The following is a 26721-nucleotide window of genomic DNA, read 5'->3' as shown; positions in this document are numbered from 1 at the left end:
TCCTTCGTCGGCATCCTGGCACGGGCTCACACTCGGCGTGGCGATGCCAGCAGATAGCGCCTCCTGGTCCGCGGTTCGGTGTACTCGCCGGTCTGCCAGCCCGCCCCCTCCAGAGTGCCCGCGCACGCCCGCAGGCCCTCCCCGTCGGGCGCGTACACGGCGACCGCCTCCGGCTGCACGGTGGCCCGGACGCGGTAGCCGGGCCCTTGCGGTCCCTCCGGCGGGTGTCCGGCCGCCTCCAGGGCGAGCGCGGCGGCCCGCACCAGATGGGTCCGCTCCCAGCCGCAGGGGCGGTCCGTGGCGCCGTCGGGATTGGTCATCCGGCGCAGTTCGAGGAGTCCCTGCCAGGCGCTGTGCACCTCCCGTGCCCGGGCGGGCCCGTCGTCGGCCCGCTCCTCCCCGCCGACCCGCGCGGCGAAGCCGTGGGCAGGGGCGGGCTCGGGCTCCGCCGCGGCCGGCGGCTCCGGACTCTCCCGTGTCCGGTGTCCGGCCGGCGTCAGGAAGTGGTCGTGCGGCGGGCGCGGGTGCCGGAAGGCGAGCCCGCGCTTCACCAGCGCCGCGAGCTGCGCCTCAGTACCCCGCAGCCGCCCGGTGACCGGGTCGGCGGCGTCGATGACACGCCGCTGTGCGGCGGTGGGCGGTCGGGTCACGGTGCTCCTCCCGGTGGTCCGCGTCCGCGGCCGTCTGCTGAGCGGCCACTTCGCAGCGTACGACCGGGCACTGACAACGGGGTTCCGCTACCCGCCGGGCCGGATGTTCCAGCCCGTGATCACCGGCCGGTCGTGCTCCGTGCCCAGCCGGCACAGCGTCCCGGTCGCCAGTTGGAAGAGGGCCCCGGCGGACGCGGGCAGGCCGAGGCGGCGGGCGGTCAGGACGCGCAGGAAGTGGCCGTGGGCCACCAGCAGCACGACCCCCTCCGTGTCGGCGAGGGCCGCGTCGACCTTGGCCAGCATCCGGTCGGCCCGCTCGCCGACCTGCTCCGGCGTCTCCCCGGGACGGTCCGGCGGGCCGGGCGCCACCCCGTCGGTGAACAGGAACCAGCCGGGCCGGGTGCGCTGGATCTCCACGGTGGTCACGCCCTCGTAGCCGCCGTAGTCCCACTCCCGCAGGTCGGGGTCGACCCGGGCGTCGTCCACCCCGATCAGCTCGGCGGTCTCGCGGGCCCGCCGGAGCGGGCTGACGAAGGCGGCACCGATGCGGTGGGAGCGGATCAGCGGCTCCAGCCGCCGTGCCTCGTCCCTGCCGTGCTCGGTGAGCGGCACGTCGGTCCACCCGGTATGCCGTCCGGACCGCGACCACTCGGTCTCACCGTGCCGGACGAGAAAGACATCAGCCATGCGTCAGAGGCTAAGAGCCCGGCGCTCCGGTTCGGCGGCGTCACGCGCCCGCAGGCGGTACCGCGGGTCCACCGGAAGGAGCAGTACGGGGCCGGTGGCGCTCGGCTCGGGCAGCTCCGCGGGCTCCTACTGCCGGTACCCGCTCAGGAACCGTCCGATCCGGCCGATCGCCGTCTCCAGGTCCTCCGCGTGGGGGAGGGTGAGGATGCGGAAGTGGTCGGTGGCGGGCCAGTTGAAACCGGTGCCCTGGACGACCTGGATCTTCTCCTGGAGGAGGAGGTCGAGGACGAACTTCTCGTCGTCGTGGATGGGGTGGACCTTGGGGTCGATGCGCGGGAAGGCGTAGAGGGCGCCCTTCGGTTTGACGCAGGAGACCCCGGGGATCTCGTTGAGCTTCTCCCACGCCACCGTGCGCTGCTCGTGCAGCCGTCCGCCGGGGGCGGTGAGTTCGCGGATGGACTGCCGGCCGCCGAGCGCGGCCTGGATGGCGTACTGCGCGGGCGCGTTGGCGCACAGCCGCATGGAGGCCAGCATGGTGAGGCCCTCCAGGTAGTCCTTCGCGTGCTGCCTGGGGCCGGTGACGACCAGCCAGCCGGAGCGGAAACCCGCCACCCGGTAGGTCTTGGACAGCCCGCAGAAGGTGAGGACCACCAGGTCGGGGGCGAGGGCCGCGGTCGAGTGGTGGACGGCGTCGTCGTAGAGGATCTGGTCGTAGATCTCGTCCGCGAAGACCATCAGGCCGTGCCGGCGGGCCAGGTCGAGGATGCCCTCCAGGATCTCCCTGGGGTACACGGCGCCGGTCGGGTTGTTCGGGTTGATGACGACCACGGCCTTCGTGCGGTCCGTGATCTTCGCCTCCATGTCGGCCAGGTCCGGGTACCAGTCGGCCTGTTCGTCGCAGAGGTAGTGCACCGCCTTGCCGCCGGCGAGGGTGGTCACCGCCGTCCAGAGCGGGAAGTCGGGGGCCGGGATGAGGATCTCGTCGCCGTCCTCGACCAGCGCCTGTACGGCCATGGAGACCAGCTCCGAGACGCCGTTGCCGAGGAACACGTCGTCGACGCCGACCTCCAGGCCCAGCGTCTGGTAGCGCTGCGCCACCGCCCGGCGGGCGGAGAGGATGCCCCGCGAGTCCGTGTAGCCGTGCGCCTGCGGGAGCATCCGGATCATGTCCTGGAGGATCTCCTCCGGCGCCTCGAAGCCGAACAGCGCGGGGTTGCCGGTGTTGAGGCGCAGCACGCTGTGGCCCGCCTCCTCCAGCGCGTTGGCGTGCTCGATCACCGGCCCGCGGATCTCGTAACAGACCTCGCTGAGCTTGTTGGACTGCCGGAACTCCATGCGCCCCTCCGGGAACTCGTGTTGCTTGGTTTTACCAAGTGGGAGCTTGGAAAGTCCAACACCTTGTCTAGACTGCGTCGCATGTCACCTCGCCGAAGCTACGACCAGTACTGTTCCGCGGCCCGCGCCCTCGACGTCGTCGGCGACCGCTGGACCCTGCTGATCGTCCGGGAGCTGCTCGCCGGTCCCCGCCGCTACACCGACCTGCACGCGGATCTGCCGGGCGTCAGCACGGACGTCCTCGCCTCCCGGCTGAAGGACATGGAGCGGGACGGACTCACGACCAGGCGGCGGCTGCCCCCGCCCGGTGCGGCCTACGTCTACGAACTCACGGCGCGCGGAAGGGCGTTGCTGCCGGTGCTCCAGGCGCTGGGCACGTGGGGCGAGCCGGAGCTGGGCGAGCGGCGCCCCACGGACGCGGCCCGCGCCCACTGGTTCGCGCTGCCGCTGCTGCGGTTCCTGGAAGGCGAGGGGCTGGTCGAAGTGCGTCTGGAGGAGGGCGAGTTCCATCTGCGCGTCGGCGCGGAGGACGGCCCGGTGTACGGCGACGGCCCGGCCCCCGCGGACCCCGACGCCCGGCTCCTGCTGGACACGGAGACCTGTACGGCCCTGGCCCGGGGGGAGTTGGCGCTGCCGGACGCGGTACGCGGCGGGCGGGTGACGGTGACGGGCGACGGCGCACTGGCCAAGGCGCTGCGCGAGGCCTGAGACGGCGACCGGGCCCACCGCGAACGGAGGGCCCGGTCGACACCGTTCGTCCAGGATCAGGCGCCCGGCGGCACCCGCGACGGGCGGCCCGCCCCCCGCGTCAGCGCGTACCCGCCGATGCCGGCGAGCGCGGCCAGCACCCCGCCGACCGCGGTCCACACCCAGCGGTCCGTCCACCAGCCGGACGACCAGCCGTCGTTCGAGCCGAAGCTGGACAGCACGGCGGCCTTCTTGTCCCCGTCACCGGACTCGGACTGGACGGCGATGCCCGGCACCAGCGGCTTCGCCAGCGAACCGTCCACCGCCGCCGAGCCGCCGATGTCCTTCGAGTCCGCCCGCACCTCGGCGCTGACCGGCTGGCCGAGGTCGGCCGCGCTCAGGTTCAGCACCGTCAGCCTGATGTAGTACGTGCCGGGCAGCGGGTCGTTCGCCCACGGCTCGGACCAGGCGCGTACCGTGCGCAGCACGCAGGCCAGCTCCACGGAGGAGGCGTCCTGCGGAGCCGTGCGGGTCGCGGCGCCGTACTGGCAGGACTGCCGGCGCCGCAGACCGTCGTACACGTCGATCCCCCAGGTCTGCGCCGCGTGCGAGGCGGGCAGTTTCACCGTCGCCGTGACGTCGGGGCGCTGGCCGACGTCCGCAGGGAACGACCAGTACAGGTAGTCGCCCGTGGAGCCGCCGGCCGTGGCCCGCTGGCCCTGTTCGAGTTCCGTCGCCGTACGGAAGGAGGTGCCCGCCCGGGTCGGCGCGCCGCTGTCCTCGGAGGCGCTGGGGGAGGGGGAGGAGTCGGCGACCGCCGGACCCGCCGCCAGGCCCACCGCCAGCAGGGCCGCACTCAGCACTCGTGTGATCCGCATCAGTTGGTCCTCCAGACCGCGATCCGCCAGCGCGACACCCAGCCCCACACCAGACCCGCGAGGAAACCGGTCAGCACCAGGGCGCCGAGCAGCCACCAGCCGCGGCCGAGACCGAAGGAGGCGACGTCGCTCGCCTTCGAGGGGCCGTCCACCACGTCGACCGTCAGCTCAAGGGGCAGACCGGGACTGGTCTTCACCCCGGCCGCGGCCGAGAAGGAGTTGGTCACCTGGAGGCAGACGGTCTCCGCGGTGGCGCCCTCGTCGTCGCTCTTCGCCTTCGGGTACCGCAACCCGGTCGAGATGACGTCCGTACGGCCCGTCCCCGAGGCCTCACCGCGCACGATCTCGCGCCCGCTCGCGGTCACCGCGCGCAGCAGCACCCCGTAGTCGGCGTTGACGGCCCGGTCGGCCGCGACGCTCACCGACGTCCGCAGCTCCTGGCCGGGCTCGACGTCCACCTTGTACCAGCGCTGCTGACCGAACTCCTCGCGGTCGGTGTACAGGCCGGACTTCAGCGAGGGGGCGGACGAGCACTGGGCCGTCCCCTCGGTGGCCACCGGCGTCACCACCGGATCGGCGGCCCGGTCCACCAACTGGCCGACCCTGTTGGTCAGTTCCTTCTTGTGCTCGACCGACGTGTAGGTGCCGCCGGTGGCGTCCGCGATGCAGCTGAGCTGGTCGCGGGTCTTGGCGTCCGGCACCAGGCCGAGGGTGTCGATGGTCAGTCCGATGCCCTTGGCGGCGATCTCCCGGGCCACCTCACAGGGGTCCAGCGGCTGGCAGGTGTCCTCGCCGTCGCTGATCAGGACGATACGGCGGGTGCCGGAGCCGCCTTGCAGATCGTCGGCGGCCTTGAGCAGTGCCGGGCCGATCGGCGTCCATCCGGTCGGCTGGAGGGTGGCGACGGCGGTCTTCGCCTCGGTGCGGTCGAGGGTGCTGACCGGGTAGAGCTGCGCGGTGTCCTTGCAGCCCTCCTTGCGGTCGTTGCCGCGGTAGTTGGCACCGAGGGTGCGGATGCCGAGCTGGACCGCCTCGGGCGTCGCGTCCAGCACCTCGTCGAACGCCTGCTTGGCCGCGGCCATCCGCGTCCCGCCGTCTATGTCCGCCGTCCGCATGGACCCGCTGACGTCGAGCACGAGCTCCACCTTGGGAGCCGCCTGGTCGGTCTCGTCGGCGGCCGCCGGGCCGGGGAACGCGATCCCGGCGGCCAGGGCGGCGAGCAGCGCGCAGACTCCTGCCACCGGCCGTTGTGTTCTGATCATCGGCGGATCTTATTGATCCAGGGTGCCGGGCTCCAAAACGAGGTCCCGGCGCCGACGCGCGGGTGGCCGGAAGGCCAACTCCGGGCAGCGGGAGGCCCATCGGTCAGCAGGCGCCCGTGAGCGGGTTCGGCAGCGCCGCCCACTGGTCCCCCGGCACCTGTGGCGACAGCCGCATCAGGGTCAACGCCTTCGCCGGCAGGGGGTCTTCGAGCAGCGCCGTCAGATCGGGGGTGCCGGGCAGCTGTGCCGCGGCGGTGGCCAGGGCGTTCGCCAGGGCCGGACCGGAACCCGCCGTGCCCGCCAGCGCGCCCGCGACCAGCGAGCCGAACAGCTTGCGGCGCAACGCCGTCTCGTCGTCCGTGACCTGGCGGCCCGTCAGCTCCGGGGGGGTGATGCCGTGCCGGGTCAGCCGGGCGGGGCTGAGCCGGATGTCGGCCAGGTCGCGGTAGACCAGGCGCAGCGGCGCGCCGGTCCCCGAGAGCACCACGAGGAGGTTCTGGCCGTGTGCCTCCAGGGCCACCCCCAGGTCCAGCAGCCGCAGCCCCACCGTCAGCGTGAGGCGGGTGAACTCGGCCAGCCAGGAGGGTGATGCGGGGAGGGCGGTGGTGGCCAGGGCCGCCACCGGCAGCACCCGTTCGCCCGGCGCCGCACAGGCCTGCGGCGACTCGCGCAGCACGGCCGCCAGATCCGGCGAGTCGGCGGTCGCCGCGCCCAGCGTGCGGGTGACGTGCAGGAGCCCGTCGGTGCGGGCCGCCAGATCCGTCGCGAACGACGACAGCGTCACCGCCGCGCCGATCGAGTACGTGGAGATGTCCCGCACGGACGAGGTCAGCCGGGCGCTGAGCGCCGTCTTGACGTGCGGCCCGTCCGGAAGCGCCAGCGTGCGCAGGGACATCAGCGGGTGCGCGGTACGCCAGGGCTCCGCGCCGCCCTTGAGGACATGGGCGGCCTGCCAGGGATGCACGGGAATCAGCAGCCGCCCGCCGTCCCGCAGTTCCTCCGGCCAGTCACCGGTCAGCAGACAGTCCCCGGCCGGGACCGGGACCGCCTCCAGCCGCACCACGGGCCGGTGCTCCGGCCCGTACGCGAGCTGCTCCGCCGCCGAGAAGCCGGGCCGCGAACGGCAGTTGGGGTGAAAGGGGTGCCCGTCGACGACGCGTTGCTCCCACTGCCAGTCCCGTGCGGGCCACTCCCGGGAACCGGCCTGCTGACCGGCCCGCGAGAGCGCGAGCGAGGCCGCGCTGTGCCCGAGTTCGGCCGCGAGGCCCGCCGCGTGCGGCCACCCCAGGTCGGTCGTCAACCGCGCCGGATCGTCGTAGGCCACCGAGTCCAGACGGACCGTCGTCACGTACGCGCCGGTGGCGAACGGATCCGCGTGCGGGCCGTGCAGCGCCCGCCCGTCGGCCAGCCGCACGGCCAGACCGTGCGCCCCGCGCACCCGGCGCTCCACCCACGGCAGCGGCTCGTGCGCCAGCGCCCGCCACAGCCGGGTCAGCACCGCCGCCCGCGCACCCGGCAGCTCGGCCCAGTACCGGTCGACGAGATCCGGCCGCGCCTCGGCCAGCTCGGCGGCGAGCCGGTTCTCGATGGGGGAGGGACGGTGCACGGGGGGACTCCTCGGGGGACGGGTACGACGGTCATGATGGCCGTCGTCGACAGACATACTGATCGTGATCGGACTGTGTGGACGTAGCGAACGAATGGAACGCGTGGACCTCATGCCCCCCAGCGACGCCGTCGCGGAGCGCGCCGACGCGTACGCCGCCGCCCCCTTGCTGAACTGCCTGCTGCGGGAGGTGGCCCAGCCGCTCCCGGACACCGCTGCGGGCGCCGCGGACGGGCGGCCGCGGGTCTACCGGCTGCCCGGCGGCGGGCGGCTGCTGCGCGTGCGCGGCGAGCGCAGGCCCGCCGCCCCCGAGGTGTACGCGGACGGCGCCTGGCGCCGCCTCGGCCACGCCGAACTGGTGAAACTCGTCAGCGAGGAGCTGCGCCGGCACACCGGGCTCTCCAACGGCGACCTGCCCGCCGAGATGATCGACAGCCGGGACGCGGTCGCCGCGCTGCTCACGGCACGCGCCCGGGCGACGGCGCCCGACGACCCGTACCTGCGCTCCGAGCAGTCCCTCATCACCGGCCATCCCTACCACCCCGCCCCCAAGGCACGCGGCGGCGGCCCGGTCACCGCCTGGTTGCCGTACGCCCCCGAGGCGCACGCCCGGTTCCCGCTGGTGCTGCTCGGGGTGCGCGAGGACGAGGTGGCCGAGGAGGGTGACACGGGGGCGCTGGACCGGCTGGCCGCCGTACCGCCCGGCTACCGGCTGCTGCCCGCCCACCCCTGGCAGCTCGACCTGGTCGCCCGTGACCTGGCCCCCGCCTTCGCGGACGGCCGGCTGCTGCGCCTCGGCGAGAGCGACTTCACGGCCTGGCCGACGGCGGCGATCCGCACGGTGTACGAGCCGGTGCGCGATCTCTTCCTGAAGTTCAGCCTGGACGTCCGCATCACCAACGACATCCGCCGGCTGTGGGCGCACGACCTGCGCCGGCTGCGCCGCACGGACACCGCGGTGACCGCCGCCTTCGGCGCGTCGCGGGACCCGGCGGGCTGGCTCGGCGACCGCGGCTACCGCACCGCCCGGTTCGCCTTCGAGGAACTCGCGGTCATCGTCCGGGACGGGCTGCGCGGACCACTGCTGCCCGGGGCGACCCCGCTGCTCGCCGCCGGTCTGGTGGAGGGCTTCGACGGCGACCCGCTGACCACGGCGGCCGATCCGCGGGCCTGGTGGGAGGCGTACCTCCGGGTGGTCGTACCCCCCGTCCTCAGGGCCTTCGACGGGCACGGCGTCGTACTGGAGGCGCACCTGCAGAACACCCTGGTCGCCGTGGACGCGGACGGCACGCCGGTGCAGGCGCTGTTCCGGGACGCCGAAGGGGTCAAGCTGCTCACCGACGTGGACCGGGCCGCCGGGTGGGAGCGGCTGGTGTACTGCCTGGTCGTCAACCACCTCACCGAGGTCGCCGCGGCGCTCGCCGAGCGCCACGCCGGGTTCGACCCGTGGCCCGCGGCGAGGCGGGAGCTGGCCCGGCACCGGATCCCGGAGGTCACCGAACTGCTGGCGTCGCCCGCCCTGCCGGGCAAGACGAACCTGCTGCTGCGCTGGACCGGGGCGGACGGCGCCGACGCGAGGTACCTGCCGCTGCCCAACCCGCTGGCCTGAGACCACGTCGCCCGACCGCCCCGGCCCGGCCCGGCCTGCGCCGCCTCCGGCCGCAGGTCAGAGCTGGGAGCCACCGGTGGCGTCGACGACCTGTCCGGTCACCCAGCGCGCGTCGTCGGAGGCGAGGAAGGCGACCACGTCGGCGATGTCCTCGGGGCGGCCCACCCGGCCGAGCGCCGAGAGCTCCGCGGCGGACTGCTGCGCCGCCTCGTCGCCCCGCAGCCAGGACGCGTTGATGTCGGTGTCGACGATGCCGGGGGCCACCGAGTTGACGGTGATCCCACGGCCGCCGACCGCCTTGGCGAGGGTGAGCGTGAAGGCGTCGATCGCGCCCTTGGTCATGGCGTACGCGATGATGTCGGTGAGGGCGATCCGGGTCGCGCCCGACGAGATGTTGACGATCCGTCCGCCGTCCCGGAGCCGCTTGAGCCCCTGCTGGGCGAGGAAGAACGGCGCGCGCATGTTGACGGCGACCGCCTCGTCGAACGTCTCGGGCGTGGTGTCCTCGATCTCGCCGCGCGGGGTGACGCCCGCGTTGTTGACCAGCACGTCGAGGTCGGTGCGGCCCGAGTGCTCAAGGGCCCGGCGGTCGTAGCCCTCCCAGAGGGTCGCCACGTCGCCGGGGGTGCCCAGTTCGGCCCGGACCGCGAAGGCACTGCCGCCCTTGGCCCGGACGGCCTCGACGACTTCCTCGGCGGCCGCCGCGTTGCGCCCGTAGTGCACGGCCACCAGCGCTCCCTCGGCGCCGAGCCGCTCGGCGATCGCCCGCCCGATCCCGCGGCTGCCGCCCGTCACCAGTGCCGTCTTCCCCGTGAGCGTGCCCATGGTCTGCCCTTCGTCCCGGACTTCTGTCGCGAACTTCTGCGGTGAACTTCTGTAGCGATGACTACGTAATGAGCCTACGCGCATTCTTTAGCGATCGCTGTAAAATCCCGGCATGACGACGACCAAGCGCGGCAGGCCGCGGAGTTTCGACCGCGACGTCGCACTCGTCCAGGCCACACTGCTGTTCTGGCAGCACGGCTACGAGGGCACGTCCGTCGCCGACCTGACCGCCGCCATGGGCATCTCGCCGCCGAGCCTGTACGCGGCCTTCGGCGACAAGCGCGCCCTGTTCACCGAGGTCGTCGACCGGTACGGCAGCACCTTCGGCGCGTTCATGGGGAACGCGCTGGCCGAGGAGAGCGACGCCCGCACGGGTTTCGCCCGGATGCTGGACGAGGCGGCGGTGTCCTACACCGACCCCACGCACCCGGCGGGCTGTCTGGTCATCTCCGCGGCGACCAACTACTCGCCGGGCACCGCCGACGTCGAGCGGGACCTGCGCGCCCGCAGGGCGGCGAACACCGGGTCCTTCGAGGAGCGTCTGAACGAGGCCAAGGCCCTGGGCTCGCTCCCCGCGGGGACCGACACCCGGGCCTTGGCCGTCTATTTCGCCGCGGTCGTGCAGGGCCTGTCCCAGCAGGCCCGGGACGGGGCGACCACCGAAGAGCTGCGCCGCGTGGCCGCGTACGCCATGGCGGTCTGGCCCGAACCGTCCTCCTGAGGCGAGGGCCGCCCCGCCGCCTGTCGCCCGCCGCCCCGCGGACCCGCCCGGGCGCTGGCCGCGGGGCGGCGGGCGACAGCCAGGCGCGACTACCATGGTCACTTCACGCCGCAGGCCGGACAGGAGGGGCGGACATGCTCAGAGAGGTCACGGCCACCCGCTATCTCGCGCCGCTCCACTCCGGGGGGTCCGTCCCGGGAGTCGTCGAGGCCGACGACCTGGGCACGTACGTGGTGAAGTTCACCGGCTCGGCGCAGGGGCACAAGGCACTGGTCGCCGAGGTGATCGTGGGGGAGCTGGCGCGGGCGCTCGGGCTGCGATTCCCCGAGCTGGTGACGGTGCGCTTCGACCCCGCCATCGCCGCCCACGAGCCGCACCAGGAGGTGCGCGAGCTGCACGCGGCCAGCGCGGGGGTGAACCTGGGGATGGACTTCCTGCCGGGTGCCAGGGACTTCACCCCGGAGATCGCCGAGGTCTTCCCGGTGGACCCGCTGGAGGCGGGCCGGATCGTCTGGCTGGACGCGCTCACCGTCAATGTCGACCGTACGGTGCACAGCTCCAACCTCATGGTCTGGCCGGCCCTTGGCATCGCGCGGCCGCGCCTGTGGCTCATCGACCACGGCGCCGCCCTCGTCTTCCACCACCGCTGGGACACCTCGACGCCCGACAAGGCCTACGACTTCCGTCACCACGCCCTCGGCCGGTACGGCCCCGACACCCGGGCGGCGGACGCCGAACTCGCGCCCAAGGTGACCGAACAGCTGCTCGGGGACATCCTCGCCGAGGTCCCGGACGCCTGGCTCACCGACTTCGGCACCCCGGACGAGATGCGCGAGGCCTATGCCGGTTACCTGCTGGCGCGGGCACGGAGCTCGGCCCGGTGGCTTCCCACCGACTTCCCGGGCCGCGACCAGCTCGCCTCCGAGGAGGCGGCCCGAGCGGCCAGGACCAGGCAAGGGCGCCCGGCCTGGCTGAAGCAGGTGCCCGACCTGCACGGGAAACCCGCGGCGGAACAGGATTGGTCGGTGCACCTCGGATGAGCGACCACGCACGCGTCGAGATCGAGTACTGCACCCAGTGCCGCTGGCTGCCCCGGGCGGCCTGGCTGGCGCAGGAGCTGCTGACCACCTTCGAGACCGAGCTGACCGAGCTGGTGCTCCGGCCCGGCAAGGGCGGGGTCTTCGTCGTCCGCGTCGGGGACGAGGTGGTGTGGGACCGGCGCGAACAGGGCTTCCCCGAGCCCACGGCGGTGAAGCAGGCGGTACGCGACCGAGTGGCCCCGGGAAGGTCTCTGGGCCACTCGGACACACCTGCCTAGGACCGCGACACGTCCTAGCCGCGGAGCTGCTGGTAGGCGGGCAGGGTCAGGAAGTCCGCGTAGTCCTCGTCGAGCGAGACCTGGAGCAGCAGGTCGTGGGCCTGCTGCCAGTGTCCGGCCGCGAAGGCCTCCTCGCCGATCTCCTCTCGGACGGCGGCGAGTTCCTCGGCGGCGACCTTGCGGGCCAGCTCGGCGGTGGCCCGCTCGCCGTTCTCGAACTCGACGCCGGCGTTGATCCACTGCCAGATCTGCGAGCGGGAGATCTCGGCGGTGGCCGCGTCCTCCATGAGGTTGAAGATGGCCACCGCGCCCAGGCCGCGCAGCCACGCCTCGATGTAACGGATGCCCACCTGCACGGCGTTGACCAGACCGGCGTAGGTCGGCCTGGCCTCCAGCGAGTCGACGGCGATCAGGTCGGCCGCCGTCACCTGGACGTCCTCGCGCAGCCGGTCCTTCTGGTTCGGCCGGTCGCCGAGGACCCGGTCGAAGGACTCCATGGCGATGGGGACCAGGTCGGGGTGGGCGACCCAGGAGCCGTCGAAGCCGTCGTTCGCCTCGCGGTCCTTGTCGGCGCGGACCTTCTCGAAGGCCACCTTGTTGACCTCGGCGTCGCGGCGGGACGGGATGAACGCCGCCATGCCGCCGATCGCGTGCGCACCGCGCTTGTGGCAGGTGCGGACGAGGAGTTCGGTGTACGCCCGCATGAAGGGGGCGGTCATCGTCACCGCGTTGCGGTCCGGCAGGACGAACTTCGGCCCGCCGTCACGGAAGTTCTTGATGATGGAGAACAGGTAGTCCCAGCGGCCCGCGTTCAACCCCGAGGCGTGGTCGCGCAGTTCGTAGAGGATCTCCTCCATCTCGTACGCGGCCGTGATCGTCTCGATGAGCACGGTGGCGCGGACGGTGCCCTGCGGGATGCCGAGGTGGTCCTGGGCGAACACGAACACGTCGTTCCACAGCCGGGCTTCGAGGTGCGACTCGGTCTTCGGGAGGTAGAAGTAGGGTCCCTTGCCGAGGTCGAGCAGCCGCCGCGCGTTGTGGAAGAAGTAGAGCCCGAAGTCGACGAAGGCGCCGGGCACCTGCTCGCCGTCGACCTCGACGTGCCGCTCGTTCAGGTGCCAGCCGCGCGGCCGCATGACGACCGTCGCCAGCTCCTCGTTCGGCCGCAGGGCGTACGACTTGCCGCTCGCCGGGTCCGTGAAGTCGATGTTCCGGGTGTAGGCGTCGATCAGGTTCAGCTGCCCCAGGACGACGTTCTCCCAGGTGGGCGCGGAGGCGTCCTCGAAGTCCGCGAGCCAGATCCGGGCGCCCGAGTTGAGGGCGTTGATGGTCATCTTGCGGTCGGTGGGACCGGTGATCTCCACCCGTCGGTCGTCGAGGGCCGCGGGGGCGGGGGCCACCCGCCAGGAGTCGTCGGCGCGGATCGCCGCGGTCTCGGGGAGGAAGTCGAGGGTCGAGGTGCGGGCGATCTCGGCGCGGCGCTCGGCGCGGCGGGCGAGGAGTTCGGCGCGGCGCGGCGAGAACCGCCGGTGCAGTTCGGCCACGAAGGCGAGCGCCGCGTCGGTGAGGACCTCCTCCTGCCGGGGCAGGGGCTCGGCGTCGACGATGGCCGGCCCAGACGGCGCTGGTGCGGACATGAGCTGTCACTTCCTTCAGCGGTGGCACCGGGTGCCAGTCGTTCCGGTGGAGCGAAGCACGCCCGCGCAGTGGCACGGGAGCTTCTGAGCAGTGGATACTAGTTTCCTCATCGTGGAAGTTCAATGGTTTGTTGACGTCGAGATTCTCTGCGTCGAGGGAGGGTGGCGCTCGGTGCCGTCCCGTTCACTCCAGGTGGACCAGGTCGGCCTCGGTGTCGATGTCGTACGGCTCGGCGACGTCCCCGCACTCGACGAGCGTGATCGCCGCCTGGTGTGCCCGGAGATAGCCGCGGGCGCCCCGGTCCCCGGTCGCGCTCGCCGCGATCCCCGCCCAGTGCCGGGCGCCGAGCAGCACGGGATGCCCGCGCACCCCGTCGTAGGCGGCCGACACCAGCGACGACTCGTCCCGGAAGCCGGCGACGACCCGTGCCACCGCCGCCGCCCCGATCCCGGGCTGGTCCACCAGCGCCACCAGGACGGCCGGCGCCCCGGTTCCCGCGAGCGACTCCAGCCCCACCCGCAGCGAGGACCCCATGCCCTCGGCCCAGCGGGGGTTCGCCACGACCACGCACCCGTCGAGCGCCGCGCGCTCCCGTACCTCGTGCGCGCCGGCCCCCAGCACCACGTGCACGGGCCCGCAGCCGCCCGCCCGCAGCTCCCCGGCCGCGTACTCCACCAGTGGCCGTCCCCGGTGCGTCAGGAGCGCCTTGGGCCGCCCGCCGAGCCGTCTGCCACCGCCGGCGGCGAGCAGCAGTGCGGCGATCCGTCGATGCGTGTCGGTCATGGGTCCTGCATACCCGACGACGGCTCGCCGAGCGGGTTCCGCAGGGCTGAATTTCGGTCCGCGCTGTAGCGCTTTCCCGGCGGGAGGGCGTTTACTGACCCGCGTCCCGAGGCGCTCGATCAGCGCCGCGGGGCACCTGGCGAGGGGGGAGCTGTGTTGCGGAGCTTGGGGCAGAGGCCGGTGACCGGCAGCGACGAGGATCCGAGGATCACGGAACTACGCACGGCGGTGTCCAGGCTGCGCCGCGAACTGGCCGCGCACCCGGCCGAGTTCCCGGACCGCGCGATAGCCGAGGACGAACTGGCGGCGCTGGCCGCGATGGCCACGGGCGGCATCCCGGAGATCCCGCGCCTGCGCCGTTCCCTGTTACTGATCGCCGGTGCGATCGGCTCGGTGAGCGCGTTGTCGCCGGGCCTGTCGGGCGTCCGCCGGGCGGTGGACCTGTTCGGCGAGACGCCGCGCACCTGAGCGTCCCGTCGGGGGCGGTCCCGCCCGACCCGCGCCCGCGGACGGTGAGCCGGTCCCCGGCCCTCAGGCGCCCGAACTCGCCAGCGCCCGGGACAGTTCGACGGCCACCTGCTGCAGCACCGGCACGATCTTCTCGGTGGCCGCCTCGGTCACCCGCCCCGCGGGCCCGGAGATCGAGATCGCCGCGGCCGTCGGCGAGTCGGGCACCGACACCGCCAGGCACCGCACCCCGACCTCCTGCTCGTTGTCGTCCACGGCGTACCCGAGCCGCCGCACCTCGGCCAGGGCCGTCAGGAACCCCTCCGCGGTGGTGATCGTCCTCTCGGTCGCCGCCGGCATCCCGGTGCGCGCGAGCAGCGCCCGCACCTCCGCGTCCGGCACCCCCGCGAGCAGCGCCTTGCCCACCCCGGTCGAGTGCGGCAGCACCCGCCGCCCCACCTCCGTGAACATCCTCATCGAGTGCTTGGACGGCACCTGAGCGACGTACACGATCTCGTCCCCGTCGAGCAGCGCCATGTTCGCCGTCTCCCCGGTCTCCTCGACCAGTCGCGCGAGGTACGGCCGCGCCCACGTGCCCAGCAGTCGCGACGCCGACTCGCCGAGCCGGATCAGCCGGGGGCCGAGCGCGTACCGCCGGTTCGGCTGCTGCCGTACGTACCCGCAGGCGACCAGCGTCCGCATCAGCCGGTGGATCGTCGGCAAGGGCAGCCCGCTGCTCGCGGACAGCTCGCTCAGGCCGACCTCGCCGCCCGCGTCCGCCATCCGCTCCAGCAGATCGAAGGCGCGCTCGAGGGACTGGACCCCGCCGCCATTGGACTTGGCGGAGTCGTGGGCGCTGGCGCTGGACGTCGGCACGGCGCGTTCCTTTCGAGGCTGACCGGGAGAGCTGAAGCCTACCCGGCGGCCGGTTGACTCCCCGGTCGTACGTAGCTACGTTCTGCCTGTTGAAATTCTAATTCCGCTTTGTGGAAAGGTCCAGAGCGGGCGTGCGGGGAGCGCCGGAGAACGGTGGACCCTTGACGGCGGGGGAGCGGGAGTGAAGACTCCTTCAACAGAACGTTGAATTCCGTTACGTGGGTGTAAATCCCGTTTCCCGGAAGTAAAACGGCGGCGGCAGAGAGAGGGGTCCGGGTGTCCGAGGCTGAACTGGTGCTGCGCTCGACGCGCGTCATCACCCCGGAGGGGACACGGCCCGCCGCGGTCGCGGTGTCCGCCGGGACGATCACCGCCGTACTGCCGTACGACGCTCCGCTCCCGCGGGGCGCCCGCCTGGAGGACCTCGGCGACGACGTCCTGCTGCCCGGTCTGGTCGACACCCACGTCCACGTCAACGACCCGGGCCGCACCGAGTGGGAGGGCTTCTGGACGGCCACGCGCGCGGCGGCGGCCGGCGGCGTCACCACCCTGGTCGACATGCCGCTCAACTCCCTCCCGCCGACCACCACGGTCGACCACCTCCGGGTCAAGCGGGCGGTCGCGGCCGACAAGGCACACGTCGACGTCGGCTTCTGGGGCGGCGCGCTGCCGGACAACGTCAAGGACCTGCGTCCGCTCCACGAGGCCGGCGTCTTCGGCTTCAAGGCGTTCCTGTCACCCTCCGGTGTCGACGAGTTCCCGCACCTCGACCAGGAGCGGCTCGCCCGGTCACTGGCGGAGATCACCTCGTTCGGCGGACTGCTGATCGTGCACGCGGAGGACCCGCACCACCTGGCGGCCGCCCCGCAGCACGGCGGCCCGAAGTACGCCGACTTCCTGGCCTCCCGCCCGCGCGACGCGGAGGACACGGCGATCGCCCAGCTGATCGCGCAGGCGGGACGGCTGGACGCGCGCGTGCACGTCCTGCACCTGTCCTCCTCCGACGCCCTGCCGCTGATCGCCGAGGCCAAGCGGGGCGGCGTACGGATCACCGTCGAGACCTGCCCGCACTACCTCACCCTCACCGCGGAGGAGGTCCCGGACGGCGCCAGCGAGTTCAAGTGCTGCCCGCCGATCCGGGAGGCGGCCAACCAGGACCTGCTCTGGCAGGCGCTCGCCGACGGCACGATCGACTGCGTGGTCACCGACCACTCACCGTCCACGGCCGACCTGAAGACCGCCGACTTCGCGACCGCCTGGGGCGGCATCTCCGGCCTCCAGCTCAGCCTCGCCGCGGTGTGGACCGAGGCCCGCGGGCGCGGCCACGGTCTTGAGGACGTGGTCCGCTGGATGTCCGCGCGTACGGCGGCGCTCGTCGGACTCGACGGCCGCAAGGGCGCCATCGCGGTGGGCCGGGACGCCGACTTCGCGGTCCTCGCGCCCGACCGGACCTTCACCGTGGACCCGGCCGGACTCCAGCACCGCAACCGCGTCACCGCGTACGCGGGCAAGACCCTGTTCGGGGTCGTGAAGTCCACCTGGCTGCGCGGCGAACGCATCGTCGCGGACGGCGCGTTCACGGCCCCGCGGGGCCGGCTCCTCACCCGCACTCCCTGACCTTCCGCCCGCTCCGGCCCTACGCCCTTCCGCCCCCTCCCGCACCCGCACCGGCCGACCCCGAAAGGAAGACCTTCTTTGACGGCGATCCCGACCTTCACCGGCGACGCGCACCCCTACTCCGGCGGCGACCCGTACGCGGACTATCGCACCGCCGACTTCCCCTTCACCCAGTACGTCAACCTCGCCGGACGGCAGCTCGGCGCCGGGGTGGTCGCCGCCAACGACGAGTTCTTCGCCCAGCGGGAGAACCTGCTGGTGGCCGGGCGCGCCGAGTTCGACCCCGAGCACTTCGGGCACAAAGGCAAGATCATGGACGGCTGGGAGACGCGCCGCCGCCGCGGTGTCTCGGCCGAGCACCCCTGGCCGGCGGACGAGGACCACGACTGGGCGCTGGTGCGCCTCGGGGCCCCCGGTGTCGTCCGCGGGATCGTCGTCGACACGGCCCACTTCCGCGGGAACTACCCGCAGGCGGTGTCCGTCGAGGGCACGTCGGCCGCCGGCTCGCCGGCACCGGACGAACTCCTCGGCGCCGACGTGAAGTGGACCACACTGGTGCCCCGTACGCCGGTGGGCGGCCACGCGGCGAACGGCTTCACGGTGTCCCTGGAGCAGCGCTTCACGCACCTGCGAGTCAACCAGCACCCCGACGGCGGTATCGCACGCCTGCGCGTGTACGGCGAGGTCGTACCCGACCCGCTCTGGCTGGCGGCGCTGGGCACCTTCGACGTGGTGGCCCTGGAGAACGGCGGCCGGGTCGAGGACGCCTCGAACCTCTTCTACTCGCCGGCCACCAACACCATCCAGCCGGGCCGTTCCCGCAAGATGGACGACGGCTGGGAGACGCGCCGCCGCCGCGACCGGGGCCACGACTGGATCCGCTACCGGCTGGTGGCCCAGTCCCAGATCCGCGCCCTGGAGATCGACACGGCGTACCTGAAGGGCAACAGCGCGGGCTGGGCGTCGGTGTCGGTGAAGGACGGCGAGGACGGTGAGTGGGCGGAGGTCCTCCCGCGCACCCGCCTCCAGCCCGACACCAACCACCGGTTCGTCCTGGGTTCGCCCGCCGTCGGCACGCACGCGCGCGTGGACATCTTCCCGGACGGCGGCATCTCGCGGCTGCGGTTGTTCGGGTCCCCGACGGAGGCCGGAGCGGCGGCGCTCTCCGTGAGGTACCGCGAACTTTCCTGACCGGCCGGAGGGAACCGGGGGTCCCTCGGCTACGTTCTTCTCCCGTGACCCTTCAGCAAGAGATCGTCGGCAACGCCATGCAGATGGCGGTCGTCAACCTGCATCCCGGCCAGACCGTCTACTGCGAGGCCGGCAAGTTCCTGTTCAAGACGACGAACGTGACCATGGAGACGCGGCTCAGCGGCCCGTCGGGCAACGGCGGCCAACCGCAGGGCGGTGGCGGCGGCATGGGCGGCATGCTGCGCCAGGCCATGGGCACCGCCATGCAGGTCGGCCAGCGCATGCTGGCCGGCGAGTCACTGGCGTTCCAGTACTTCACGTCCCAGGGCGGCGAGGGCACCGTCGGCTTCGCGGGCGTGCTCCCCGGCGAGATGCGCGCCCTGGAACTCGACGGCACGCGCGCGTGGTTCGCGGAGAAGGACGCCTTCGTCGCCGCCGAGTCCACCGTGGAGTTCGGCATCGCCTTCGCCGGCGGCCGCACCGGCATGAGCGGTGGCGAGGGCTTCGTCCTGGAGAAGTTCACCGGCCGCGGCACGGTGATCATCGCCGGCGCCGGGAACTTCATCGACCTCAACCCCGCCGACTTCGGCGGCCGCATCGAGGTCGACACGGGCTGCGTCGTCGCCTTCGAGGAGGGCATCCACTACGGCGTCCAGCGCGTCGGCGGACTCAACCGCCAGGGCCTCATGAACGCCGTCTTCGGCGGCGAGGGTCTCTCCCTGGCCACCCTGGAGGGCAACGGCCGGGTGATCCTCCAGTCCCTGACCATCGAGAGCCTCGCCAACGCGCTGAAGAAGGCCCAGGGCGGTGACAAGCAGGGCCCGACCGGCGGGCTGTTCTCCACGCACGCGGGGTGAGGGCCTGACGGCGGCGCGGGTCAGGTTAACTCCGTGAAAACGAAAGGGACTTGAGGGGAAATTCTGCGGAGTTGTCATTGACATGCCATCGTCTACGCGCGTCATCATGGGGCCATGAGATTCCCCCCACGCATCACCCGCGTCGGCGCCGCAGGCGCCCTGCTGTCCGCCCTCCTCGTCGGCGGTACGGTCACCGCCACCACGGCGGACGCCGCCGCCACCTCGGTCGGCAGCATCTGCTACGGCGACCTGCCCTCGCAGGCGTACGACACGCTGGACCTGATCGCGTCGGACGGCCCGTTCCCGTACTCCCAGGACGGGGTCGTCTTCCGCAACTCGGAGCACGTGCTGCCCAGTGAGCCGAGCGGCTACTACCACGAGTACACGGTGAAGACCCCCGGCTCCTCCACGCGCGGCGCACGACGCATCGTGACCGGTGAGGAGAGCCAGGAGGACTACTACACGGCGGACCACTACGCCACGTTCGACCTGATCGACTTCGACTGCTGAGTCCCTCCTCACCCGGCACCACCCTCGCCCCGCGGCCTCCCCCATGTCATCGGCCGCGGGGCGAGCCGCGTCCGCCACAAGGCCACCCGCACGCGCGCGTGACGCACCGAAAGTCCACGCGCGTTCGACTTCGGTCGACGATCCCGCGCCCGGGGCGGCCCCGCCGGCCGGTCCTGCGTAGATTTGCCGACCGTGAGCGGTGACAACCCAGTACGGACGTTCGAGGGCAGGCGGTGGCTCTTCCCGTCCTCCGTGCTGCACGAACTCGACCCCGACCCCGACGCCGCCGGACGGCGCCCCCGCCGTACCGCGCGGGACTGGCTCGTCGACTCCAGCTGCTTCCTGCTGGCCGTCCTCGTGGGCGCGGCCGGCGCGCAGACGGTCCGGCACGAGACGGACCTCCCGCACGCCTTCGCCGTCGCCGACCAGCTGATCGGCGGCCTCGCCTGCTGCGCCGTCTGGCTGCGCCGCCGACGGCCGCTCGGCCTGGCCCTGGCGATGGTCCCGGTCAGCTTCGTCTCGGCCACCGCGGGCGGTGCCTCCATGGTCGCCCTGTTCACCCTGGCCGTGCACCGCCCCTTCCGGCACCTGGCCTGGATCACCGTCGTCAACCTGGCCCTGGTCCCGCTCTTCTACTGGTTTCGCCCCGATCCCGACCTGCCCTACCTCGTGGTCGTGGTGCTCGCCGCGCTGCTGACCCTCCTGGTGGCCTGCCTCGGCCTGTTCGTCCGCACCAAACGGCAGCTGATGCTGACCCTGCGGGACCGGGCCCGGCGCGCCGAGACCGAGGCAGGGCTGCGGGTCGAGCGGGCCCAGCGGCTGGCCCGGGAGGCCATCGCCCGCGAGATGCACGACGTGCTCGCCCACCGGCTGACCCTGCTCAGCGTGCACGCGGGCGCCCTGGAGTTCCGGCCCGACGCGCCCCGGGAGGAGATCGCCCGCGCGGCCGGTGTCATCCGCGAGAGCTCCCACGAGGCCCTCCAGGATTTGCGCGAGATCATCGGTGTGCTGCGCGCGGCGGACGGCGACGAGGCCGGCGGCCGCCCGCAGCCGACGCTCGCCGCTCTGGACGCGCTCGTCGCCGAGTCCCGCCGGGCCGGCATGAAGGTCACCCTGGACAACCGGGTCGGCGAACCGGCGGCCGTTCCGGCAGCCGTCGGCCGCACCGCCTACCGCATCGCCCAGGAGGGCCTCACCAACGCCCGCAAGCACGCTCCCGGCGCCGAGGTCACCGTCCGGGTCACCGGCGCCCCCGGCGACGGCCTGGACATCACCGTGCACAACCCCGCCCCCGAGGCCGAGGCGCCGCCGGTGCCCGGCTCCGGCCAGGGCCTGATCGGCCTGACCGAACGCGCGGTGCTGGCCGGCGGCCGGCTGGAGCACCGGACCACCGGCGCCGGCGGCTTCGAGCTACGGGCCTGGCTGCCCTGGGCCGCCGCCCGGACCACGGCATGACGGCCCGGTGGCGGGGCGCCGCGTGATTACTTGGGAACCATGACCGTCATCAGACTGCTGCTCGTCGACGACGACCCGCTGGTGCGGGCGGGGCTGGCCCTCATGATCGGCGGGGCCGAGGACATCGAGATCGTCGGAGAGGGTGCCGACGGCGACGAGGTCGAGGCGCTCGTCGACCGCACCCGGCCCGACGTCGTCCTGATGGACATCCGGATGCCGGGCGTGGACGGGCTCACCGCCACCGAGCGGCTGCGCGCGCGTGCCGACGCCCCGCAGGTCGTCGTCCTGACCACCTTCCACGCCGACGCACAGGTGCTGCACGCGCTGCGCGCCGGAGCCGCCGGGTTCGTCCTCAAGGACACCCCGCCCGCCCTGATCGTCGACGCGGTGCGCCGGGTGGCGGCCGGCGACCCCGTGCTGTCGCCCGCCGTCACCCGGCAGCTGATGCGGCACGCGGCCGCCTCCCGGGCCGACACCCGGCAGGCACGCGCGCGTGCCAGGCTCGCCGTCCTCAACGACCGCGAGCGCGAGGTCGCCGTCTCGGTGGGCCGGGGCCTCGCCAACGCCGAGATCGCCACCGGTCTCTTCATGAGCGTCGCGACCGTCAAGACCCACGTCTCCCGCATCCTGGCCAAGCTCGGTCTGAACAACCGCGTCCAGATCGCCCTGCTGGCGTACGACGCGGGGCTGCTGGAGGAGTAGAGGAACAGGGGGACAGGGGGCACCAACCGGGAGCCCCGCGCGTTCTCCCGGTACGGGACGGCCTCGGGGACCGCCTGAAGGGGGAGCGACGACATGCAGGTGACCGACCTCGGTCAGTACGGCGAGACACTGCGCACGGACCCGCACACCGTGTACGCGCGGCTGCGCGAACGCGGCCCGGTGCACCGGGTGCGGTGGCCGCTGCCCGAAGGGCAGTACCACGAGACCTGGCTGGTCGTGGGGTACGAGGAGGCGCGCGCCGCGCTCGCCGACCCGGGACTGGCCAAGGACACCGCGAAGACCGGCTTCACGTTCCTCGACGAGGAACTGATCGGCAAGCACCTGCTGGCCGCGGACCCGCCGCAGCACACCCGGCTGCGCTCCCTCGTCACCCGCGCGTTCACCGCCCGCCGGGTGGCGGGACTGGAGCCGAGGATCCAGGAGATCACCGACCGGCTGCTGGACGAGATGCTGCCGCGCGGCCGCGCCGACCTCCTCGACGCCCTCGCCTATCCGTTGCCCATCACGGTGATCAGCGAGCTGCTCGGCGTCCCCGAACTGGACCGCGCCCGCTTCCGCAAGCTCTCCAACGAGGCGGTCACGTCCAGCCGTCCGGGCAGCGAGTACGACGCGTTCAGCGCGCTCGCCGACTACCTGGCGGAGCTGATCGAGGACAAGCGGTGCGCGGGCCCGAGCGGGGACCTGCTCAGCGACCTGCTGCGCACCACCGCCGAGGACGGCGACCGGCTCTCCGTCGGCGAACTGCGCGGCATGGCCTTCGTGCTGCTGATCGCCGGCCACGAGACCACCGTCAACCTCATCGGCAACGGCGTCCTCGCCCTGCTCACCCACCCGGACCAACTCGCCGCCCTGCGCGCCGACATGACCCTCCTGGACGGCGCGGTCGAGGAGATCCTGCGCTGGGAGGGGCCGGTGGAGAACGCGACGTACCGGTACGCCGCCGAGCCCCTGGAGATCGCCGGCACCGCCATCGCCCCGGGCGACCCGGTGATGATCGGCCTGACCGCCGCCGACCGCGACGGCGCCCGGTACGCCGAGCCGGACCGCTTCGACATCCGCCGGGACAGCCGCGGCCACCTCGCCTTCGGCCACGGCATCCACTACTGCCTGGGCGCGCCCCTGGCCCGCCTGGAGGGCCGCATCGCCCTGCGCTCCCTGCTGGAGCGGGCCCCGGACCTGGCGCTGGACGGGCAGCCGGGGGAGTGGCTGCCCGGGACGCTGATGAGAGGGGTGCGGCGGCTGCCCGTCCGCTGGTAGGCGACGCCGGTCAGCCGAGCCGGTCCGGGATCTCCGCGAGCGCCACCGGCCTGCGCTCGCGCCGGGACACCTCGCAGGCCTCCGCGACCCGCAGCGCCTGGAGCGCCTCGCGCCCGTCGCAGGGGTTGTCCCGCGTGCCGCGCACCACGTCGACGAAGGCGCACAGCTCGGCCTCGTAGGCGGGCCCGAACCGCTCCAGGAAACCCGGCCAGGGCTTGTCCGCGGGCGGCGGCCCGGTCGGCTCGGTCGAGGCCACCGGCGTACGGTCGTCCAGCCCGACCACCACGGTGTCCCGCTCCCCGGCCAGCTCCATCCGCACGTCGTACCCGGCGCCGTTCAGCCGGGTCGCGGTGGCCGTGGCCAGCGTGCCGTCGTCCAGGGTGAGCAGCGCCGAGCCGGTGTCCACGTCACCGGCCTCGCGGAACATCGCCGGTCCCGCGTCCGAGCCGGTCGCGTACACGTCGACGACCTCCCGGCCGGTCACCCAGCGCAGCATGTCGAAGTCGTGGATCAGCGTGTCCCGGAACAGCCCGCCCGACAGCGGCAGCCACTCTGGCGGCGGCGGCGACTGGTCGGAGGTCAGGGCCCGTACCGTGTGCAGCCGCCCGAGCCGCCCCGAGCGCACCGCCTCCCGGGCGCCCGCGTACCCGGCGTCGAAGCGCCGCTGGAAGCCCATCTGCAGGACCGTGCCGGCCCGCTCCACCTCGGCGAGGGCGTGCAGGGTGCCCGGCAGGTCGAGGGCGATCGGCTTCTCGCAGAAGACCGGGAGCCCGGAGCGTGCTGCCCGACCGATCAGTTCGGCGTGGGCCGAGGTCGCCGTGGTGATCACCACGGCGTCCACGCCCCACTTGAAGATCTCGTCGGTGCCGGGCGCCGCCGTCTCCCCCAGGCGGAGCGCCAGATCCTGGGCCCGCGCCGGATCCACGTCCGTGAGGATCAGCGACCCGACCTCGCGATTGCGGCTGAGCGTGTTCGCGTGGATGGTGCCTAGGCGGCCCGTACCGATGACCCCGATGCGCATGGGAACAAGGTGCTGGTGCACCCCGCACGCTGTCAATCCATATGTCCGGACAATCGAACTACACAACTTCCCGTCAACCCGTCACGGGGATACGCTCGGGCCCGTGCCGAAACCAGATGTGGACCCGACCGTGACGCTCGACCTCCGTGTGGACCGCAGCTCCCCGGTCCCGTTGTACTTCCAGCTGGCCCAGCAGCTGGAGGCGGCCATCGAGCACGGCTCGCTCACCCCCGGCAGCCTGCTGGGCAACGAGATCGAGCTGGCCGCACGGCTCGGCCTGTCCCGCCCCACGGTCCGGCAGGCCATCCAGTCCCTCGTCGACAAGGGCCTCCTGGTCCGTCGCCGGGGCGTCGGCACCCAGGTCGTGCACAGCCAGGTCAAACGCCCCCTGGAGCTCAGCAGCCTCTACGACGACCTGGAGTCGGCCGGCCAGCGCCCCGCCACCAAGGTCCTGGTCAACACCGTCGTCACGGCCTCCGCAGAGGTCGCGGCCGCGCTCGGGGTCGCCGAGGGCACCGAGGTGCGGCGGATCGAACGGCTGCGGCTGGCGCACGGCGAGCCGATGGCGTACCTCACCAACTACCTGCCGCCCGGTCTGCTCGACCTCGACTCCGGGCAGCTGGAGGCGACCGGCCTCTACCGGCTGATGCGGGCCGCCGGGATCACCCTGCACAGCGCCCGCCAGTCCATCGGCGCGCGCGGCGCGGCCGCCGCCGAGGGCGAGCGGCTCGCCGAACCGGAGGGCGCCCCGCTGCTCACCATGCAGCGCACCACCTACGACGACACCGGCCGCGCCGTCGAGTTCGGCGACCACATCTACCGGCCGAGCCGCTACTCCTTCGAGTTCCAGCTGCTCGTACGGTCCTGAGCGCCGCCCGGCGCGGCCCGGGACCGGCGCGGCTCCCCCGGCGGTCACCATGTCCGGACAATGTGACCGTGGGGCGGCGGACGGCGGCGGGCGGCCCCGTTCCTTATCTCCCCCGAACGGCGCCACCCCTCCCGGTGAGGCACAATCGAGCCCGATGAGCACCTACCGCGACCTCACCGCCCCCATCGGCTCCCGCCGAGCCCCGGTCCTGCGCACCGTCGGCACCAGGGAACGCCGGTCACACCTGACGGCCCCGCGCGTGCCGACGGTCGGCATCGACATCGGCGGCACCAAGGTCATGGCGGGCGTCGTGGACGCCGACGGCAACATCCTGGAGAAGCTCCGCACGGAGACCCCGGACAAGTCCAAGAGCCCGAAGGTCGTCGAGGACACCATCGTCGAACTGGTCCTGGACCTGTCCGACCGGCACGACGTGCACGCGGTGGGCATCGGCGCGGCCGGCTGGGTCGACGCCGACCGCAACCGCGTGCTGTTCGCCCCGCACCTGTCCTGGCGCAACGAACCGCTGCGCGACCGCCTGGCCGGCCGGCTCGCCGTACCCGTCCTCGTGGACAACGACGCGAACGCCGCCGCCTGGGCCGAGTGGCGCTTCGGCGCCGGACGCGGCGAGGACCACCTCGTCATGATCACGCTCGGTACCGGCATCGGCGGCGCGATCCTGGAGGACGGCCAGGTCAAGCGCGGCAAGTTCGGCGTCGCCGGTGAGTTCGGCCATATGCAGGTGGTGCCCGGCGGCCACCGCTGCCCGTGCGGCAACCGCGGCTGCTGGGAGCAGTACAGCTCGGGCAACGCGCTGGTCCGGGAGGCCAGGGAGCTGGCGGTGGCCGACTCCCCGGTGGCCTACGGGATCATCGAGCACGTCAAGGGCAACGTCAACGACATCACCGGCCCGATGATCACCGAGCTGGCCCGCGAGGGCGACGCCATGTGCATCGAGCTGCTCCAGGACATCGGCCAGTGGCTCGGCGTCGGCATCGCCAACCTCGCCGCCGCCCTCGACCCGTCCTGCTTCGTGATCGGCGGTGGCGTCAGCGCCGCCGACGACCTGCTCATCGGCCCCGCCCGGGACGCGTTCAAACGCCAGCTGACGGGGCGCGGCTACCGCCCCGAGGCCCGTATCGCCCGCGCCCAGCTGGGCCCCGAGGCCGGCATGGTCGGCGCCGCCGACCTCGCCCGCCTGGTCGCCCGCCGGTTCCGGCGCGCCAACCGGCGCCGGGTGGAGCGCTACGAGCGCTACGAGCGGTACGCGGAGGCCCGCCGTACCCGGGACACCGCATGACCGCTGCACTGCCCCGCCAGGCGGCGCCCCCGGACGAACCGGGCCGCCCGCCGGAGACCCCCGGCCACAAGGCCCGCCGCCGGGCGCTCACCCTGCTCATCATCGTGCTGCTCATCGGCGTGCCGGCCGGCTATCTGGTGATCTCCGCCGCCCAGAGCCGCGACAGCGGCAAGGACAAGGAGTCCAGGTACTCGGCGACCGGCCTCGCCGAGGGCTGGCCCTCGAAGGTGCAGCGGCGCCTCTACCAGGTACCGGTCCCGCACCCCGCCGACAGGATCGCCTGCTACGAGACGAACAACTGGAAGACCAGCCGTCTCTACGTCCAGTTCCGCACCAACAGCGCCGGACTGGACAGCTTCCTGGAGGGCATGGGCGTCAACCGGGACGCGCTCAGGAAGAACGACATCACCGTCAGCTCCCGGGACCAGAAGATCACCGGCTGGAAGTTCACCGGCGCCGGACCCTGGGCGGGCCTCACGCACGACCAGAAGAACCCGGCGCCCACCCAGGACGTGGTCGTGAACACCGCCGACCCCGAGTTCCCGATGGTCTACGTCGTCTCGCGCACCGTGCCGTGACATCCGGCCCCGGCCGGTCGCC

The 26721-nt window shown here is 73.0% G+C and carries 27 protein-coding genes; 16 read left to right on the top strand and 11 right to left on the bottom strand.

Annotated elements, in window-relative coordinates; genetic code table 11:
• Positions 1 to 26: 26 nt before the first annotated feature.
• From AB0G52_RS19425 to AB0G52_RS19415, 3 genes are all read right to left on the bottom strand, one after another.
• Positions 27 to 650, bottom strand: coding sequence for a hypothetical protein (locus tag AB0G52_RS19425; RefSeq protein WP_361337481.1), 624 nt, complete (start codon positions 648 to 650; stop codon positions 27 to 29).
• A gap of 87 nt (positions 651 to 737) precedes the next feature.
• Entirely contained in the window at positions 738 to 1337 is a 600-nt protein-coding gene (locus AB0G52_RS19420) for a histidine phosphatase family protein (protein WP_361337479.1), read from the bottom strand.
• 126 nt (positions 1338 to 1463) lie between these two features.
• Complete coding sequence (locus tag AB0G52_RS19415; protein WP_132891461.1) at positions 1464 to 2672, bottom strand: pyridoxal phosphate-dependent aminotransferase; 1209 nt, start codon at positions 2670 to 2672, stop codon at positions 1464 to 1466.
• An 81-nt stretch (positions 2673 to 2753) separates the two neighbouring features.
• Between AB0G52_RS19415 and AB0G52_RS19410 the strand changes: the two genes are divergently transcribed.
• A complete protein-coding gene (locus AB0G52_RS19410) occupies positions 2754 to 3380 on the top strand; it encodes a transcriptional regulator (protein ID WP_132891460.1) in 627 nt (208 codons plus the stop codon).
• 56 nt (positions 3381 to 3436) lie between these two features.
• Here AB0G52_RS19410 and AB0G52_RS19405 read toward each other — a convergent pair whose 3' ends face one another.
• From AB0G52_RS19405 to AB0G52_RS19395, 3 genes are all read right to left on the bottom strand, one after another.
• A complete protein-coding gene (locus AB0G52_RS19405) occupies positions 3437 to 4237 on the bottom strand; it encodes a hypothetical protein (RefSeq protein WP_361337477.1) in 801 nt (266 codons plus the stop codon).
• Complete coding sequence (locus AB0G52_RS19400) at positions 4237 to 5499, bottom strand: VWA domain-containing protein (RefSeq protein ID WP_132891458.1); 1263 nt, start codon at positions 5497 to 5499, stop codon at positions 4237 to 4239. The genes AB0G52_RS19405 and AB0G52_RS19400 overlap by 1 nt, the downstream gene beginning before the upstream one ends.
• A 103-nt stretch (positions 5500 to 5602) precedes the next feature.
• Positions 5603 to 7105, bottom strand: a complete 1503-nt coding sequence (locus AB0G52_RS19395) for an IucA/IucC family siderophore biosynthesis protein (RefSeq protein WP_361337474.1) — start codon at positions 7103 to 7105, stop codon at positions 5603 to 5605.
• Between the two features lie 94 nt (positions 7106 to 7199).
• Between AB0G52_RS19395 and AB0G52_RS19390 the strand changes: the two genes are divergently transcribed.
• Positions 7200 to 8714, top strand: coding sequence for an IucA/IucC family protein (locus AB0G52_RS19390; RefSeq protein WP_361337472.1), 1515 nt, complete (start codon positions 7200 to 7202; stop codon positions 8712 to 8714).
• Between the two features lie 57 nt (positions 8715 to 8771).
• Here the strand turns inward: AB0G52_RS19390 and AB0G52_RS19385 are convergent, their stop codons facing one another.
• On the bottom strand, positions 8772 to 9539 hold the full coding sequence (locus AB0G52_RS19385; RefSeq protein ID WP_361337470.1) for an SDR family oxidoreductase: 768 nt from the start codon (positions 9537 to 9539) through the stop codon (positions 8772 to 8774).
• A 112-nt stretch (positions 9540 to 9651) separates the two neighbouring features.
• On the opposite strand from AB0G52_RS19385, the gene AB0G52_RS19380 reads away from it, so the two are divergent.
• The 3 genes from AB0G52_RS19380 (at position 9652) to AB0G52_RS19370 (ending at position 11578) form a co-directional block, all read left to right on the top strand.
• Positions 9652 to 10260, top strand: a complete 609-nt coding sequence (locus AB0G52_RS19380) for a TetR/AcrR family transcriptional regulator (RefSeq protein ID WP_132891454.1) — start codon at positions 9652 to 9654, stop codon at positions 10258 to 10260.
• 134 nt (positions 10261 to 10394) lie between these two features.
• Entirely contained in the window at positions 10395 to 11300 is a 906-nt protein-coding gene (locus AB0G52_RS19375) for a HipA family kinase (RefSeq protein ID WP_132891453.1), read from the top strand.
• On the top strand, positions 11297 to 11578 hold the full coding sequence (locus AB0G52_RS19370) for a SelT/SelW/SelH family protein (protein WP_132891452.1): 282 nt from the start codon (positions 11297 to 11299) through the stop codon (positions 11576 to 11578). Before AB0G52_RS19375 ends, AB0G52_RS19370 begins: the two co-directional genes overlap by 4 nt.
• Positions 11579 to 11592: 14 nt before the next feature.
• On the opposite strand, the gene aceB is transcribed toward AB0G52_RS19370, so the two are convergent.
• Positions 11593 to 13215, bottom strand: a complete 1623-nt coding sequence (gene aceB / locus AB0G52_RS19365) for a malate synthase A (RefSeq protein ID WP_132891451.1) — start codon at positions 13213 to 13215, stop codon at positions 11593 to 11595.
• A 184-nt stretch (positions 13216 to 13399) separates the two neighbouring features.
• The gene (locus AB0G52_RS19360; protein ID WP_361337467.1) at positions 13400 to 13999 is read right to left on the bottom strand and encodes a nucleotidyltransferase family protein; all 600 of its coding nucleotides are present in this window, start codon (positions 13997 to 13999) and stop codon (positions 13400 to 13402) included.
• 153 nt (positions 14000 to 14152) lie between these two features.
• Here AB0G52_RS19360 and AB0G52_RS19355 point away from each other — a divergent pair, with 153 nt between their 5' ends.
• The gene (locus AB0G52_RS19355; RefSeq protein ID WP_132891449.1) at positions 14153 to 14467 is read left to right on the top strand and encodes a DUF5955 family protein; all 315 of its coding nucleotides are present in this window, start codon (positions 14153 to 14155) and stop codon (positions 14465 to 14467) included.
• Positions 14468 to 14530: 63 nt separating this feature from the next.
• Here the strand turns inward: AB0G52_RS19355 and AB0G52_RS19350 are convergent, their stop codons facing one another.
• The gene (locus tag AB0G52_RS19350) at positions 14531 to 15322 is read right to left on the bottom strand and encodes an IclR family transcriptional regulator (protein ID WP_132891448.1); all 792 of its coding nucleotides are present in this window, start codon (positions 15320 to 15322) and stop codon (positions 14531 to 14533) included.
• Between the two features lie 276 nt (positions 15323 to 15598).
• Between AB0G52_RS19350 and allB the strand changes: the two genes are divergently transcribed.
• From allB to AB0G52_RS19315, 7 genes are all read left to right on the top strand, one after another.
• Complete coding sequence (allB, locus tag AB0G52_RS19345) at positions 15599 to 16939, top strand: allantoinase AllB (protein ID WP_361337464.1); 1341 nt, start codon at positions 15599 to 15601, stop codon at positions 16937 to 16939.
• Positions 16940 to 17017: 78 nt separating this feature from the next.
• A complete protein-coding gene (gene alc / locus AB0G52_RS19340; protein ID WP_361337462.1) occupies positions 17018 to 18130 on the top strand; it encodes an allantoicase in 1113 nt (370 codons plus the stop codon).
• Positions 18131 to 18174: 44 nt separating this feature from the next.
• Entirely contained in the window at positions 18175 to 18987 is an 813-nt protein-coding gene (locus AB0G52_RS19335; protein WP_361337460.1) for an AIM24 family protein, read from the top strand.
• Between the two features lie 114 nt (positions 18988 to 19101).
• Positions 19102 to 19497: a ribonuclease domain-containing protein gene (locus AB0G52_RS19330; RefSeq protein WP_132891444.1), complete on the top strand. Its 396-nt coding sequence runs from the start codon at positions 19102 to 19104 to the stop codon at positions 19495 to 19497.
• Between the two features lie 192 nt (positions 19498 to 19689).
• Positions 19690 to 20952 (top strand): histidine kinase, encoded by a 1263-nt coding sequence (locus tag AB0G52_RS19325; protein WP_361337458.1) that lies wholly within the window; start codon positions 19690 to 19692, stop codon positions 20950 to 20952.
• Between the two features lie 39 nt (positions 20953 to 20991).
• Positions 20992 to 21654 carry a response regulator transcription factor gene (locus AB0G52_RS19320; protein ID WP_132891442.1) on the top strand — a complete coding sequence of 221 codons (663 nt, stop codon included), beginning with the start codon at positions 20992 to 20994 and terminating at the stop codon, positions 21652 to 21654.
• A gap of 93 nt (positions 21655 to 21747) precedes the next feature.
• Positions 21748 to 22932 (top strand): cytochrome P450, encoded by a 1185-nt coding sequence (locus AB0G52_RS19315; protein ID WP_207921848.1) that lies wholly within the window; start codon positions 21748 to 21750, stop codon positions 22930 to 22932.
• A gap of 10 nt (positions 22933 to 22942) precedes the next feature.
• Here AB0G52_RS19315 and AB0G52_RS19310 read toward each other — a convergent pair whose 3' ends face one another.
• Entirely contained in the window at positions 22943 to 23953 is a 1011-nt protein-coding gene (locus tag AB0G52_RS19310; protein ID WP_132891441.1) for a Gfo/Idh/MocA family oxidoreductase, read from the bottom strand.
• Between the two features lie 130 nt (positions 23954 to 24083).
• On the opposite strand from AB0G52_RS19310, the gene AB0G52_RS19305 reads away from it, so the two are divergent.
• The 3 genes from AB0G52_RS19305 to AB0G52_RS19295 all read left to right on the top strand — a co-directional run bounded on the left by AB0G52_RS19305 (position 24084) and on the right by AB0G52_RS19295 (position 26699).
• Complete coding sequence (locus AB0G52_RS19305) at positions 24084 to 24821, top strand: GntR family transcriptional regulator (RefSeq protein ID WP_361337535.1); 738 nt, start codon at positions 24084 to 24086, stop codon at positions 24819 to 24821.
• Between the two features lie 154 nt (positions 24822 to 24975).
• The gene (locus AB0G52_RS19300; protein ID WP_132891440.1) at positions 24976 to 26121 is read left to right on the top strand and encodes an ROK family glucokinase; all 1146 of its coding nucleotides are present in this window, start codon (positions 24976 to 24978) and stop codon (positions 26119 to 26121) included.
• Positions 26118 to 26699: a sugar kinase gene (locus AB0G52_RS19295; protein WP_132891439.1), complete on the top strand. Its 582-nt coding sequence runs from the start codon at positions 26118 to 26120 to the stop codon at positions 26697 to 26699. The genes AB0G52_RS19300 and AB0G52_RS19295 overlap by 4 nt, the downstream gene beginning before the upstream one ends.
• Positions 26700 to 26721 lie beyond the last annotated feature (22 nt).

It is taken from the genome of Streptomyces sp. NPDC021562 (assembly GCF_040640875.1).
Lineage (GTDB): Bacteria > Actinomycetota > Actinomycetes > Streptomycetales > Streptomycetaceae > Streptomyces.
Note: the sequence above shows the minus strand (reverse complement) of the source record. Positions and strands in the feature narration are given on the sequence as shown.